The 13,643-nt window shown below is 59.4% G+C and carries 11 protein-coding genes; 9 read left to right on the top strand and 2 right to left on the bottom strand.

The annotated features are described in order from the left end of the window. Positions 1-292: 292 nt before the first annotated feature. From mgtA to ACQ4MY_RS26900, 6 genes are all read left to right on the top strand, one after another. Positions 293-2,992, top strand: coding sequence for a magnesium-translocating P-type ATPase (gene mgtA, locus ACQ4MY_RS26875; RefSeq protein ID WP_440097025.1), 2,700 nt, complete (start codon positions 293-295; stop codon positions 2,990-2,992). A gap of 151 nt (positions 2,993-3,143) precedes the next feature. Then, positions 3,144-3,860 carry an MgtC/SapB family protein gene (locus ACQ4MY_RS26880; RefSeq protein ID WP_008084043.1) on the top strand — a complete coding sequence of 239 codons (717 nt, stop codon included), beginning with the start codon at positions 3,144-3,146 and terminating at the stop codon, positions 3,858-3,860. Positions 3,861-4,070: 210 nt separating this feature from the next. Further along, positions 4,071-4,460: a hypothetical protein gene (locus tag ACQ4MY_RS26885; RefSeq protein ID WP_008084041.1), complete on the top strand. Its 390-nt coding sequence runs from the start codon at positions 4,071-4,073 to the stop codon at positions 4,458-4,460. 178 nt (positions 4,461-4,638) lie between these two features. Beyond that, complete coding sequence (locus ACQ4MY_RS26890) at positions 4,639-5,079, top strand: chemotaxis protein CheY (RefSeq protein ID WP_440097026.1); 441 nt, start codon at positions 4,639-4,641, stop codon at positions 5,077-5,079. A 134-nt stretch (positions 5,080-5,213) separates the two neighbouring features. After that, positions 5,214-5,840, top strand: a complete 627-nt coding sequence (locus ACQ4MY_RS26895) for a response regulator (protein WP_440097027.1) — start codon at positions 5,214-5,216, stop codon at positions 5,838-5,840. Between the two features lie 9 nt (positions 5,841-5,849). After that, entirely contained in the window at positions 5,850-9,068 is a 3,219-nt protein-coding gene (locus ACQ4MY_RS26900) for a transporter substrate-binding domain-containing protein (RefSeq protein WP_440097028.1), read from the top strand. Positions 9,069-9,072: 4 nt separating this feature from the next. On the opposite strand, the gene dkgB is transcribed toward ACQ4MY_RS26900, so the two are convergent. Next, the gene (gene dkgB / locus ACQ4MY_RS26905) at positions 9,073-9,876 is read right to left on the bottom strand and encodes a 2,5-didehydrogluconate reductase DkgB (protein WP_440097029.1); all 804 of its coding nucleotides are present in this window, start codon (positions 9,874-9,876) and stop codon (positions 9,073-9,075) included. 245 nt (positions 9,877-10,121) lie between these two features. Beyond that, positions 10,122-11,030, bottom strand: coding sequence for a LysR substrate-binding domain-containing protein (locus ACQ4MY_RS26910; protein WP_008084032.1), 909 nt, complete (start codon positions 11,028-11,030; stop codon positions 10,122-10,124). A 104-nt stretch (positions 11,031-11,134) separates the two neighbouring features. Between ACQ4MY_RS26910 and ACQ4MY_RS26915 the strand changes: the two genes are divergently transcribed. The 3 genes from ACQ4MY_RS26915 to ycaC all read left to right on the top strand — a co-directional run bounded on the left by ACQ4MY_RS26915 (position 11,135) and on the right by ycaC (position 13,453). Further along, a complete protein-coding gene (locus ACQ4MY_RS26915; protein ID WP_440097030.1) occupies positions 11,135-12,001 on the top strand; it encodes a pirin family protein in 867 nt (288 codons plus the stop codon). A gap of 86 nt (positions 12,002-12,087) precedes the next feature. Continuing rightward, positions 12,088-12,771 (top strand): isochorismatase family protein, encoded by a 684-nt coding sequence (locus tag ACQ4MY_RS26920; RefSeq protein WP_008084027.1) that lies wholly within the window; start codon positions 12,088-12,090, stop codon positions 12,769-12,771. A 55-nt stretch (positions 12,772-12,826) separates the two neighbouring features. Further along, positions 12,827-13,453, top strand: a complete 627-nt coding sequence (gene ycaC, locus ACQ4MY_RS26925) for an isochorismate family cysteine hydrolase YcaC (protein WP_440097032.1) — start codon at positions 12,827-12,829, stop codon at positions 13,451-13,453. Positions 13,454-13,643: the final 190 nt, after the last annotated feature.

A 13,643-nucleotide genomic window follows, 5' to 3' on the forward strand; every position in this document is an offset into this window, starting at 1 on the left:
CGGTAACCGGCAGATTCTCGGCAAGATAACGCAGACTTTCTCTGTCGTTGTCTCGCCGTAAAAGCGAGCAGCGGCATCCCGTGCATGTCCCGTTCTGGGTCATGTCTGGACGTTCCTTCTCATCGACGCTGAACAGAGCGTGATTTCGACTGCACAGTCGTGATCGCAGCCCTATCGACACGCCTGTCTTTCCTGACCGGCGCGCCAGGCCTTGCCGTGCCGGTTTTTCCGGTGGACGAGGCGCGGCTGTACCTGCTTGACGGTTTCCCGGCTGACCATAGGGGCAACAGCCATGAAACTTACGCTCAAGGAATTTTTCGCAGGTTTTCTGCGGACCCGCCACATCGCCCGGCACTTCCGTCGCCTGGCGCTGCTGGAATCGATCAACGACACCACGGTCAGCCGTGAAGTCCCGCCGACTCTGGCCAACACTTTGGTCGATGCTGCGCATTGCGACAGCGGTGTATTGCTGTCGTCGCTGGGCACGCATTCCGATGGCCTGACCGATTTCGAAGTCGATGCGCTGCGTGCGCAATACGGCCTCAACGAAGTCGAACACGAGCAGCCGCTGCCATGGTGGACTCACCTGTGGCACTGCTACAAAAACCCGTTCAACTTGCTGCTGACGTTGTTGGCGGTGATCTCGTGGCTGACCGAAGACCTCAAGGCTGCCGTGGTGATTTTCTCCATGGTGGTACTGTCGACGCTGCTGCGTTTCTGGCAGGAGAGCAAATCCAACCAGGCCGCCGATGCGCTGAAAGCCATGGTCAGCAACACCGCGACGGTGATGCGCCGTGACGCGCCGCGCAGCGAGCTGCCGATCAAACAATTGGTGCCGGGCGATCTGATCGTGCTCTCGGCCGGTGACATGATTCCGGCCGATTGCCGCGTGCTCAGCGCCAAGGATCTGTTCGTCAGTCAGGCAGCGATGACTGGCGAATCGATGCCGGTGGAAAAATTCCCGCGTCAGGCTGATCGCGACACGCGCAATCCGCTGGAGCTGGAAAACATCCTGTTCATGGGCACCAACGTGGTGTCGGGAACAGCGGTGGCGGTGATCCTGACCACCGGCAATAGCACCTATTTCGGCGCGCTGGCCCAGCGTGTCGGCGCAACCGATCGCGCAGTGACTTCGTTCCAGCAAGGCGTCAACAAAGTCAGCTGGCTGTTGATCCGTTTCATGTTCGTCATGGCGCCGCTGGTGCTGTTCATCAACGGCTTCACCAAGGGTGACTGGACCGAAGCACTGCTGTTTGCGCTGTCGATTGCCGTCGGCCTGACCCCAGAAATGCTGCCGATGATCGTCACCTCGACGCTGGCCAAAGGCGCGGTGTTTCTGTCACGGAAAAAAGTCATCGTCAAACGTCTTGATGCGATCCAGAACTTCGGCGCCATGGACGTGCTGTGCACCGACAAGACCGGCACCCTGACTCAGGACAAGATCTTCCTTGCGCGCAATGTCGACGTGTGGGGCGCCGATTCCGATGACGTGCTGGAAATGGCCTATCTCAACAGCTACTACCAGACCGGCCTGAAAAACCTGCTGGATGTCGCGGTGCTGGAGCACGTGGAAATCCACCGTGAACTGAAAGTCGGCACGGCGTTTCGCAAGGTCGATGAGATCCCGTTCGACTTCAATCGTCGGCGCATGTCGGTGGTGGTCGAAGGCCGTGGCCAGCCCCACCAATTGATCTGCAAAGGTGCGGTGGAAGAAGTGTTGGCGGTGTGCAGCCGCGTGCGTCACGGTGAGGTCGATGAAGCCTTGAGCGATGAATTGCTGACCCGGATTCGTCAGGTCACCGCAGCATTCAACGCTGAAGGCTTGCGCGTGGTGGCCGTGGCCGCTCGCTCGATGCCCGAAGGTCGTGAGATTTACAGCCTGGCGGATGAACAGGAACTGACGCTGATTGGTTACGTGGCGTTCCTCGATCCACCGAAAGAAAGCACTGCACCCGCGCTGAAAGCCTTGGCCGAACACGGTGTGGCAGTGAAGGTGCTGACCGGCGACAACGAACTGGTGACCGCGAAGATCTGCCGCGAAGTCGGCCTCGCGCAACAAGGCTTGCTGCTGGGCAACGACGTCGAGCGCATGAGCGATGCCGAACTGGCGGTGGCCGTAGAGACCACCAATGTCTTCGCCAAACTGACGCCGTCGCACAAGGAGCGCATCGTGCGCATCCTCAAAGGCAATGGCCACGTCGTCGGGTTCATGGGCGACGGCATCAACGATGCGCCAGCACTGCGCACCGCCGACATTGGTATTTCGGTGGACAGCGCAGTGGATATCGCCAAGGAAGCGGCTGACATCATTCTTCTGGAAAAGAGCCTGATGGTGCTGGAGGAGGGCGTGCTCGAAGGGCGGCGCACCTTCGCCAACATGCTCAAGTACATCAAGATGACCGCCAGCTCCAACTTCGGCAACGTGTTCTCGGTGCTGGTGGCGAGCGCGTTTATTCCGTTCCTGCCAATGCTGCCGATGCATTTGCTGGTGCAGAACCTGCTCTACGACATTTCGCAGATCGCCATTCCGTTCGATAACGTCGACGAGGAAATGCTGAAAAAACCACAACGCTGGCAACCGGGCGACGTCGGGCGCTTCATGCTGTTCTTCGGCCCGATCAGTTCGATCTTTGACATCACCACGTTCGCCTTGATGTGGTACGTCTTCGATGCCAACACACCGGATCACCAGACCCTGTTCCAGTCCGGCTGGTTCGTGGTCGGGTTGCTGACCCAGACGCTGATCGTGCACATGATCCGCACGCCGAAGATTCCATTCCTGCAAAGCCGCGCAGCGATGCCGCTGCTGGTGATGACCGGGATCATCATGGCGGTCGGCATTTTCCTGCCGATGGGGCCGCTGGCGCACTACTTCAAATTGCAGGCGCTGCCGTCGCTGTACTTCGTGTTCCTGCCGGTGATCCTGCTGGCGTACATGGCGCTGACCCAGGCGGTGAAAGGCTTCTACATCCGCCGCTTCGGCTGGCAATAATGCTGCCCCTGTAGGAGCTGCCGCAGGCTGCGATCTTTTGATCTTGTTTTTAAAAGGCAACAGCAAAAGATCGCAGCCTTCGGCAGCTCCTACAGGGGCTCGTTTCAAGCAGGCCCCACAAGGGGGTTTGTGTTTTTTCAGGGAGATGACGATGCAAGCCATCAACAACCTCAACCTCGATTCGCTGCTCGACACCCTTGTCAGCCTCAGCGCCGCCTTCATCCTCGGTGGCCTGATCGGTTTCGAGCGCCAATACCGGCAACGCACCGCCGGCCTGCGCACCAACGTGCTGGTGGCGGTCGGCGCAGCGATTTTCGTCGACATGGCCAACCGTCTCGCCGGTGCAGAAGGCGCGGTGCGCGTGGTTGCCTACGTGGTCTCCGGCATCGGTTTTCTCGGCGCCGGGGTGATCATGCGCGAAGAGGGCAATGTGCGCGGCCTCAACACCGCCGCGACCCTGTGGACGTCTGCTGCGGTCGGCGCCTGTGCCGGCGCCGACCTGCTCGCCGAAGCGGTACTCGGCACGCTGTTCATTCTCGCCGCCAATACCTTGCTGCGGCCGATCGTCAACAACATCAACCGCCAGCCATTGGACGTGGTTTCGGCGGAGGTCACCAACATCGTCTACGTCATCGCTCGACGCTCGCAGCAGAAAGCGGTGTTCGCTCTGCTGGAAGCCGAACTGGAACGCAGCAACTACCCGGCCAGCGATGTCGATGTGCATGCGTTTGGCGCGGATGAAATCGAGATTGAAGCGACACTGGCCACCACCTCGGTCGACGGTGATGAACTGGATGCATTGGTCGCGCGCATTTCCACTTCGGCGTTGGTGGTGCAGGCGTTCTGGAGTCCGAGTACCACGGAATAAGCCTGCGCAAAGCAGAGCAAACGTTCGGCGAGACCTTGGGTTAACGCCGTCGCGGGTCCATCAAAAAGCCACGTCGGGTTGTCCGGCGTGGTTTTTTTCTTTTGGGGTTTTGAGACCTTTCTGTCTGTTTATCAGAATCGTCCTACATGACTCGCGCTTGCTTTTGCTTAGTGTGATGCACCGTAACTTTTCCCATAGCCGTGAAAGAAAATGTCCTACAAGTGTTGGCGAATCCTGATTGCCGAAGAGCAACCGTCTCTGCAAGACAGAATCGGTAAATCGCTGAACGAACTCGGTTATCGAGCGCTCACGGCAGTGTGTTCCTTCCGGGAACTGCTCAGCGTGACCCAGTACTCGTACGAGCCGTTCGATCAGTTTGATTTGCTGATCATCAATGGTGAGTTGCTGGCCGCCGTGGGGGTTGATCCGATACGTTTTTTCCAGAGCAACGCGCAGATTCGTCATGGTGTGATCCACGATGCGCGGCGCGGGCAGCCGCACGCTGAGACGATCTATGCGAGTCAACGACGCCAGTTGAATCTGATCCGGACGGCGGATCGCTCATCGCTGGGTTCCCTTCTGGAGCAGTTGGATGTCTAGGCGTTTTCCTTCGTGTTGCAGTTCCGCAATCAGCAAGTCAATGACAATGCCTGTCCCGCCGTTGCGTGTTCTGGCCCCGGATGAATGACCGGTTTCTTCAGAAACGTCCTACATAAAGATCCGCGAGCGTTGCGTAGTCTTGCCGCACCCAGAAACTGCTACTACCGGGAGATCGACCATGATCAATAAAACCCTGCGCATCCTGATTGCCGACTCGCAGCATTTTCACCGGATGAAAATCGAACGTGTGTTCAATGGCCTCGGCTACTACCGGGTTGCACCGGTACAGAATCTTCTCGAGTTATTGACCCTCGTCGAGTACGGCTGCGAACCGTTCGACGTGGTGGTCATCAATGCCGAACTGGCCGCCGGTTCGCTGGATCTTTTGGCCTTCTTCCTTGATAACCCGCACGTTCGCCACGCCCTGATCTACAACGAACCTTCGGCGCCATTGCAGGCCGATCCGGGGTTTGCCCAGGAAAACCTGCAAATCACTCACGCCGCATTGCCTGGCCTGCAGACAATCAAAGCGCTGATGGCAGCGGTCGACGCTCACACCGCGACAGCGCAGCGGGCCTGGGCAGCGGAATCAGTGCCGTCGCGGCGCGCTCAAGCATAGATTCACGCAAGCCACAACTGTCAGACCTGACAGGTAGATTCGCTTTGATGCCCGTGCAACAGTCTCTGCGTAACCCCACTATCCGACACCAACGGATCAGATCGTCATCGTCATGCTTTTCACAGGGAGTGTTCATGAAGTCAGCGCTGATCGTCGACGATCATCCGGTGGTGCGCGCCGCGGTCAGAATCGTGCTGCAAGCGGAAGGTTTCAAAGTCATTCATGAGGCATCCAGCGGCAACGAAGTGGTGCAACTGCTGCGCGAGCATCAGCCAACACTGGTCGTGCTGGATCTGAATCTGCCGATGCTCGACGGACTCGATGTCATGGAGCGCATCAGAGCCAATGACCTGACCTGCCTGATTCTGATCTTCACTTCGTACGAAGCCACGTTCTACCAGGAACGTTGCCTGCGCGCCGGCGCCATGGCTTTCGTGCCCAAGACCAATCATTTGCAGCAATTGCACAAAGCCATTCAGGCGCTGATGTCCGGTTACACCTACTTCACCGCACTGTCCGACAACGCGAATGCCTCGAACACACTGCAAGGCTCAGAAACGCAACTGATCGACCAGCTATCCAACCGAGAGCTGAATATCTTTGTGCAACTGGCTTCCGGCAAGCCGAACAAAACCATTGCCGAAGACATGCACCTCAGTCACAAGACCGTCAGTACCTATAAATCGCGCCTGATGGCCAAACTGGGGGTCAATTCGGCGGTTCATCTGCGTGATTTCGCCAGACGCAATCACTTGATCTGAGAGGTCGGCATGGGCTGGTGGCGCTGGTGTCTCATGCTGTTGTCGGCGAGCGTGCTGACGGCCTGGGCTGATGCTGTACCAAAATCGCTGGAGATTCTCACCCGCACCCGCCTGGAAAATGTCCAACTGCGGCTGGACGGCACCGATCGCTACTGGTTGCGCAAACATCCGGTGCTGTACATGGGAGTCTCCGGGCCGGATTACCCGCCTTTTGAACTGACACGTAACCAGCATCAACTGGAAGGCCTCAGCGCCGATTACGCTGATCTGCTCGCGCAACTGCTGAATGTCAGGATCGAGGTGCGGCGTTACGCCGACCGAACGGCGGCGATTGCTGCGCTCAAACGTGGCGAGATTGACGTACTCGGCACCTCGAACAACTTTGAACTCGCCGACCCTGAACTGATGCTGTCCCGCGCCTACGCCGAAGACCAGCCGGTGTTGGTGGCCCGCATCGGTGAGCAGGCGCTGTCCGATCTGGCCGGCAAGCGCCTGGCGATGGCCGAAGATTATTTGCCTCTGTCGGTGGTGCAGGCCTTCTATCCCGAAAGCAATATTCAACGCTACCACTCGGCCATGGATGCACTCGGGGCCGTGGCGTTCGGGGTGGATGATGTCTACCTGGGCGACTTCATCAGCGCCAATTACCTGATCAACACCAACTACCGTAACGATGTGCAACTGGTCGGCCCTTCAGGGCTTGATGCCAATCCGTTCGGGTTTGCCTTGCGCCGTACCGATGGGCGCTTGAAACGGATCATCGACAAAGCCTTGGCCAGCATCCCGATGGACCAACGCCAGCTCATCGAGCAGCGCTGGAGTGCCGGCCGGGCCGAGATGGCCGAGCACGCGCGGGTGCCACTGAGCGCTGGCGAACAACGCTGGCTGGACCAACATCCACGGGTACGGGTAGGCGCTATTGAAGATTTTGCACCGTTGTCGTTTTTTGATGCCGATGGCCGACTCAGCGGGCTTGCGGCGCAATTGCTCAGCCTGATCAGTCAGCGCAGTGGCTTGACCTTCGAGATCGTTCGCGGCAGCTCGCTGAGTCGGCAGATAGAGCAACTCACAGCAGGCGAGCTTGATGTGTTGCCGGTCATCACCCCCAGCCGTGAACGCGAAGACGAGTTGCATTTCACCCGAGCCTATTTGAACAACCCGTTTGTGCTGGTCACTGCGATGACTGACGGCAGCCCGCGCAACCTCGACGATCTGGCCGGCCAGCGCCTGGCGATCTATCGCGCGCATCCGCTACGCGCTTACCTCGTCGAGCATGCGCCAGAGGTCACGCTGATCGAGGTGAAAAGTCCGGCGATCGGCATGGAGATGGTCAGCAAGGGGCAAGTGGAGGCGACCTTGAGTTCGTTGGTAGGCGCGCGTTATCTGATTGCCCGCCAGTACCGCGAGCGTTTGCGGATCGCCACCACCGTGGGTGATCAGCCGGCGAGAATCGTCATGGCCACGTCACCGCAAGCGACTGAGCTGCACTCGATTTTGAACAAGGCGCTGCTGAGCATTGCTCCGCAGGAAATGGACGAGCTGGTTGGGCGCTGGACCCATGATCTGGCGGTCGACGCCAGCTATTGGCAGCGTCATCGCACAGAGATTCTGCTGGGCTTTGTCGCAGCTGCCGTCTTGCTGTTGCTGGCGCTGGGCTTGATCGGCTTTCAGCGTCGGCAGATCAGCCAGCGCCAGCAGTGGTTGCGTCAGTTGCAGGACGCCAAGGACGCCGCCGACGATGCCAATCGGGCAAAGACCACTTTTCTGGCCACCATGAGCCATGAAATCCGTACGCCGATGAATGCCTTGATCGGCATGCTCGAACTGGCACTGAAGCGGGCGGAGGAGGGCGTGACCGATCGGCTGGCGATTCAAGTCGCCTCCAGCGCGGGCCAGCAGTTGCTGGTGTTGATCGGCGACATCCTCGACATTGCGCGCATCGAGTCCGGGCATTTATCGCTCGCCCCGGAACGGGCCAATCTGCGCGATCAGGTGGCGTCGGTGTGCCGGGTCTTTGAAGGTCTGGCGCGGCAGAAGCGTTTGCTCTGGCACGTCGAACTGGATGCGCGCAGTGACGTCGACGTGCTGGTTGATTCGACGCGCTTCAAGCAGGTGTTGTCCAACCTGTTGAACAACGCGATCAAATTTACCGAGGCCGGCGAAGTGAGTCTGCAACTGCAAGTGAACAGCGTGACGACGGAGCAACTGGCCGTCAGCCTGATCATCGAAGACAGTGGCATTGGCATCAGTGCCGATGACCTGCAGCGCCTGTTCAGTCCATTTGTCCAGGCGGGTAACCATTCACACGCCGCGCGCAGTGGCTCCGGGCTGGGCCTGGTGATCAGCCGCAGCCTGTGCGAAATGATGGGCGGCGAATTGCAACTGCACAGCCAGCCCGGCCTTGGTACACAGGTCACCGTGCGGCTCGAACTGCCATTGCTGGAAGCGCTCGCACCCGGCGATGCCGTGGTTCAACTGACACCCGTCGCAACGCAGGCGCTGAACATTCTGGTGGTGGACGATCATCCAGTGAACCGCTTGTTGCTGTGCTGGCAACTGAGTGAGCTGGGCCATCGCACGGTCGACAGTCAGGACGGTCAGCAGGGCCTGGCATTGTGGCGCGAGCAGTCATTCGATGTGCTGATCACCGATTGCAATATGCCGCGACTCAATGGCTATGAACTGGCCCGCGAGATTCGTCAGGCCGAGGCGCTGGCAGGTGCACCACGTAGCCTGATCCTGGGTTTTACCGCCAATGCGCAGGTCGAGGAAAAGGTACGCTGCCTGGAGGCCGGCATGGACGATTGCCTGTTCAAGCCGATTCGTCTGCACGACTTGAGTCAGGCGTTAAGCGCTGCGCGTGATGAGGAACAAGACGTCCCGCGCCTGGAAAAACCGTCGCTGGCAGAATTGGATCTGAGTGTGCTGGAGCATTTGGCCGGCGATGACCAGGCGATCATCGAGCACTTGCGCAAGGAGGTGCTGAGCAGTTTGCACGGCGATCTGCGGCGGCTCGATGACCTCGGGCAAGCCCTTGACCGCGCCGGGTTGCGCGATCTGGCCCACCACATCAAGGGCGGCGCACAGGTGGTCGGCGCGGCGCGGCTGGTGTCGGCATGTACCGACCTTGAGCGCGCCTGCACGGATGCCGGAAGTGTGGCGCTGGACACCAGCGTCAGCGCGTTACGCGAGGCCATGAGTGTTCTCGCGCAACGTCTTCAAGCCTGAGCAATCAATCCCAATGCGGCGCGATGCCTTTCGGGCTGGTCAGGCGATGGCCGCGTTCCAGCTGGGCAATCTGCGCCATGTCGGCATCGCTCAAGGTCAGCGCGGTGGCCCCCAGGTTACTTTGCAGGTTGGCGCGTTTGGTCGACGACGGAATCACCGCGTAACCCAGTTGCATGGCCCAGGCCAGCGTGACTTGCGCCGGGGTAGCGTGCAGGCGTTCGGCGATCTGCTGGATCAGCGGGTCTTTCAACACTTCACCGTAGGCGAGGGTCATGTACGAGGTGATTTGAATGCCTTGGCTCTGGGCGAACTCGGCCACAGCGCGGTTTTGCAGGTACGGGTGCAGTTCGATCTGGTTGGTGGCGATGTTGTCGGCGCCCACGGCGGCGATCGCCTGTTTCATCAGGTCGATGGTGAAGTTGGACACACCGATCTGCCGGGTCAGGCCCATGCGTTTGGCTTCCAGCAGGGCACCCATGAATTCTTCGACGGGCACTTGTTCTTCCGGCGATGGCCAGTGAATCAGTGTCAGGTCGAGGTAGTCGGTCTGCAGCTTTTGCAGGCTCTCTTTGAGGCTGTCGATCAGACGGTCTTTGGCGAAATTGGCGATCCAGATCTTGCTGGTGATAAACAGCTCTTCGCGGGGGATGCCGCTGGCGGCGATGGCCTCGCCGACCTCGGCTTCGTTCTCGTAGATTTGCGCGGTGTCGATGACCCGGTAGCCGAGTTCAAGGGCGGTGCTGACCGAGTCGATGACCACTTGGCCTTGCAGGCGAAAGGTACCGAGGCCGAAAGCGGGAACAGGCATGAAAGACTCCAGGGATTGCAGTGGGAATGGGCTCGAGTATCCGCGTGTGCATCCGTGAGAAAAACCGCTGCCGGGGCAAAGCAGTGTTGAGCAGAAGTCATGAATCAATCCTGGATTCTGTGTTGTCTGGACTGGCCTCATCGCTGGCAAGCCAGCTCCCACAGGGATATATGTTGGTAATGAATGATGTGTTCACCCCCAAATCCTGTGGGAGCTGGCTTGCCAGCGATGGGCGCCCCACCGATTCAGGCAATGTCACTGTGCGCAAATTCCTCGCCGAGAAAATCAATCAACGTGCGCACCGACGGCAACAACCCGCGCCGCGACGGAAAGATCGCATGCACCACGCCACATTTCGGCGCCCACCCCGGAATCAACTCCACCACACGCCCCGCCGCAATGTCCTCACGCACCACCACACTCGGCAAATGCGCCACGCCAACGCCAGCAATCACCGCCTGACGCAACGCGATCAAATCATCGGTGACCATGCGCGGCGTGTGCCGGATCAGCGCGGTGTTGTCATTTGGCCCCAGCAACTCCCACTGATACTCGCGCTGCGCCGCACCCCAATGCAGGCTCGGCAAACCATTGAGGTCTGCGGGCGAGGGCGGTGACGACAGGCGTTCGACAAACTGCGGACTGCCGACCACCGATTGCATGCTGTTGCCGAGCACCTTCATGACCATGTCGGTGTTTTCCAGCGGCGGAAAGCGCACGCGCAAGGCGATATCAAAACCCTCGTGAATCAGGTCGACGCGACGATTGGTGCTCTCGATGAACAGTTCCACCAGCGGATACTTGAGCATATAGCGGGTGAGCATCGGCCCGACCCACGAGTTGAGCAGCGCGGTTGGGCAACTCAGGCGCACCAGCCCCTGCGGCTCGGAGCGGTTGCGTTCGATCAGTTCGGCGGCGCTTTCGGCTTCGATGCGCATGGCCAAACAACGCTGGTAATAGGCCTGACCGATTTCAGTCAGCGAGCAGTGGCGGCTGGTGCGGTGCAGCAGGCGTACGCCGAGGCGTTCTTCCAGCTCGGCAATTCGTCGGCTGAGCTTCGATTTGGGCATGTCCAGCGCACGGCCAGCAGCGGCGAATCCGTGGTGTTCGACCACTTGAGTGAAGTAATAAAGGGTGTTGAGGTCTTCCACCATCGTTCTCCAGATAGAACGCTAAGGCTGATTTTTGCAGTCTAGTGCATTAATGGTCATGGATTTAAGCTTAATCCATCGCATCACTCACCCCATTGGAGACAACCATGAAAAACATCATCGGTATCTACACCAGCCCTCGCGGCCATTGGGTCGGCGATGGTTTCCCGGTCCGCACGCTGTTTTCCTACGACAACCTCGGCAAACACATCAGCCCGTTCCTGCTGCTCGATCACGCCGGCCCTGCCGATTTCACGCCGACGACCGAACGTCGTGGCGTTGGTCAGCATCCGCACCGTGGTTTCGAAACGGTGACTATCGTTTATGACGGTGAAGTGCAGCACCGCGATTCGACCGGCAGTGGCGGCGTCATCGGCCCGGGCGATGTGCAATGGATGACGGCGGCGTCCGGGATCCTCCACGAGGAGTTTCACTCGGATGACTTCGCCAAAACCGGCGGCAAACTGGAAATGGTGCAGCTGTGGGTCAACCTGCCGGCCAAGGACAAAATGGCCGCGCCGGGCTACCAGACCATTCTCGACAGCGACATCCCGAGCATTGCGCTCAAGGACAACGCCGGCAGCCTGCGCCTGATCGCCGGTGAGTTCGATGGCCACACCGGCCCGTCGCGCACCTTCACGCCGATCGACGTGTGGGATCTGCGCCTGAACGCCGGCAAGTTGCTGACGCTGGATCTGCACGAAGGCCGCAACACCGCGCTGGTGGTGTTGAAGGGGTCGGTGCAGGTCAACGGTCTGGAATCGGTGCGCGAAGGGCAGTTGGCGTTGTTCGAACGTGATGGCAAGCAACTGACCCTCGAAGCCAGTCAGGACGCAGTGGTGTTGCTGCTCAGCGGCGAGCCAATCGATGAGCCAATCGTCGGCCACGGCCCGTTCGTGATGAACACTGAGCAGGAAATTCACCAGGCCTTCGCCGACTTCCAGTCCGGCCGCTTCGGCCAGATGCACGCTTAACGCACAACCACTCCGCTCTACACAGGACGCGTAGGCCGGTTCGAAGGCCAGGGATGGCTGTTGCCTAAAGAAAAGAGGACACGCACATGAACACAGTCAATGCAGCGAACTTCGACGGCCAGAAACCGACCATCGATGCCAGCGACGCAGCCATGCTGCTGATCGATCACCAGAGCGGTCTGTTTCAGATCGTCAAGGACATGGACGTGCCGCAACTGCGCGCCAATGCCGTAGCGCTGGCGAAAGCGGCGACCCTGTTGAAGATGCCGGTGATCACCACGGCCTCCGTGCCGCAAGGGCCGAACGGGCCGTTGATTCCGGAAATACACGAAGCCGCACCGCATGCGCAATACGTGGCGCGCAAGGGCGAGATCAATGCCTGGGACAACCCGGAATTTCACGCGGCAGTCAAAGCTACTGGCAAGAAAACCCTGGTGATCGCCGGCACGCTGACCAGCGTTTGCCTGGCGTTCCCGTCGATCGCTGCCGTGCACGAAGGCTACAAGGTTTTTGCCGTGGTCGATGCCTCCGGCAATCATTCCAAACTCGCCACTGATCTGACAGTTGCCCGTTTGGCGCAGGCCGGGGTGGTGCCGATCGACATCATGGCTACGCTTTCCGAGCTGCAAGGCTCGTGGAACCGTCCTGATGCCGAGCAGTGGGCGGCCGTCTACGCCCAGGCCATGCCGCATTATCAATTGCTGATCGAGAGCTACCTCAAGGCTCAGCAAGTCGCGAACGAACACGAAGTGCTGGATTCCCAGCGCTGATCGAGTCTCCTGAGGCCGACCCCGTCGGCCTCTACACCCCGCGAGGATTACTGCAATGACCACTCAATACAAACGTCTGGACAAGAACAACGCAGCGGTGCTGCTGGTCGATCACCAGGCCGGGCTGCTGTCGCTGGTGCGCGACATCGATCCGGACAAATTCAAGAACAACGTGCTGGCGCTGGCCGATCTGGCCAAGTACTTCAAACTGCCGACAATCCTCACCACCAGTTTTGAAACCGGCCCCAACGGCCCGCTCGTGCCCGAGCTGAAAGCGCTGTTTCCGGATGCGCCGTACATCGCCCGTCCGGGGCAGATCAATGCCTGGGACAACGAAGATTTCGTCAAGGCGATCAAGGCCACTGGCAAGAAACAGTTGATTATCGCGGGTGTGGTGACTGAGGTGTGCGTGGCGTTCCCGGCACTGTCGGCGATAGAGGAAGGCTTTGATGTGTTCGTGGTCACCGATGCGTCGGGCACGTTCAACCAATTGACCCGCGAATCGGCGTGGAATCGGATGTCCAGCGCTGGTGCGCAGTTGATGACCTGGTTCGGCCTGGCCTGCGAGCTGCACCGCGACTGGCGCAACGACATTGAAGGGCTGGGCACGCTGTTCTCCAACCACATCCCGGACTACCGCAACCTGTTCACCAGCTACAACAGCCTGACCAACGACAAATAACAATTCCCTGTAGGAGCTGCCGCAGGCTGCGATCTTTTGATCCTGTTTTTGAAGATCAAAAGATCGCAGCCTGCGGCAGCTCCTACAGGGGGGTAGTGAGATCGCGTTCATCTGCTGAAATCAATTGCTCCTACACTCTCCCAATCTGTGCGATCTTCTCGCGATTGGCCTTCGTCGGAGTTGTTTGATG

This window comes from Pseudomonas sp. SM4, assembly GCF_051913165.1.
Lineage (GTDB): Bacteria > Pseudomonadota > Gammaproteobacteria > Pseudomonadales > Pseudomonadaceae > Aquipseudomonas.

Coding starts and splice junctions, on each gene's coding strand:
- mgtA (WP_440097025.1), top strand. CDS start 293: ATGAAACTTACGCTCAAGGAATTTTTCGCAGGTTTTCTGCGGACCCGC.
- ACQ4MY_RS26880 (WP_008084043.1), top strand. CDS start 3,144: ATGCAAGCCATCAACAACCTCAACCTCGATTCGCTGCTCGACACCCTT.
- ACQ4MY_RS26885 (WP_008084041.1), top strand. CDS start 4,071: ATGTCCTACAAGTGTTGGCGAATCCTGATTGCCGAAGAGCAACCGTCT.
- ACQ4MY_RS26890 (WP_440097026.1), top strand. CDS start 4,639: ATGATCAATAAAACCCTGCGCATCCTGATTGCCGACTCGCAGCATTTT.
- ACQ4MY_RS26895 (WP_440097027.1), top strand. CDS start 5,214: ATGAAGTCAGCGCTGATCGTCGACGATCATCCGGTGGTGCGCGCCGCG.
- ACQ4MY_RS26900 (WP_440097028.1), top strand. CDS start 5,850: ATGGGCTGGTGGCGCTGGTGTCTCATGCTGTTGTCGGCGAGCGTGCTG.
- dkgB (WP_440097029.1), bottom strand. CDS start 9,876: ATGCCTGTTCCCGCTTTCGGCCTCGGTACCTTTCGCCTGCAAGGCCAA.
- ACQ4MY_RS26910 (WP_008084032.1), bottom strand. CDS start 11,030: ATGGTGGAAGACCTCAACACCCTTTATTACTTCACTCAAGTGGTCGAA.
- ACQ4MY_RS26915 (WP_440097030.1), top strand. CDS start 11,135: ATGAAAAACATCATCGGTATCTACACCAGCCCTCGCGGCCATTGGGTC.
- ACQ4MY_RS26920 (WP_008084027.1), top strand. CDS start 12,088: ATGAACACAGTCAATGCAGCGAACTTCGACGGCCAGAAACCGACCATC.
- ycaC (WP_440097032.1), top strand. CDS start 12,827: ATGACCACTCAATACAAACGTCTGGACAAGAACAACGCAGCGGTGCTG.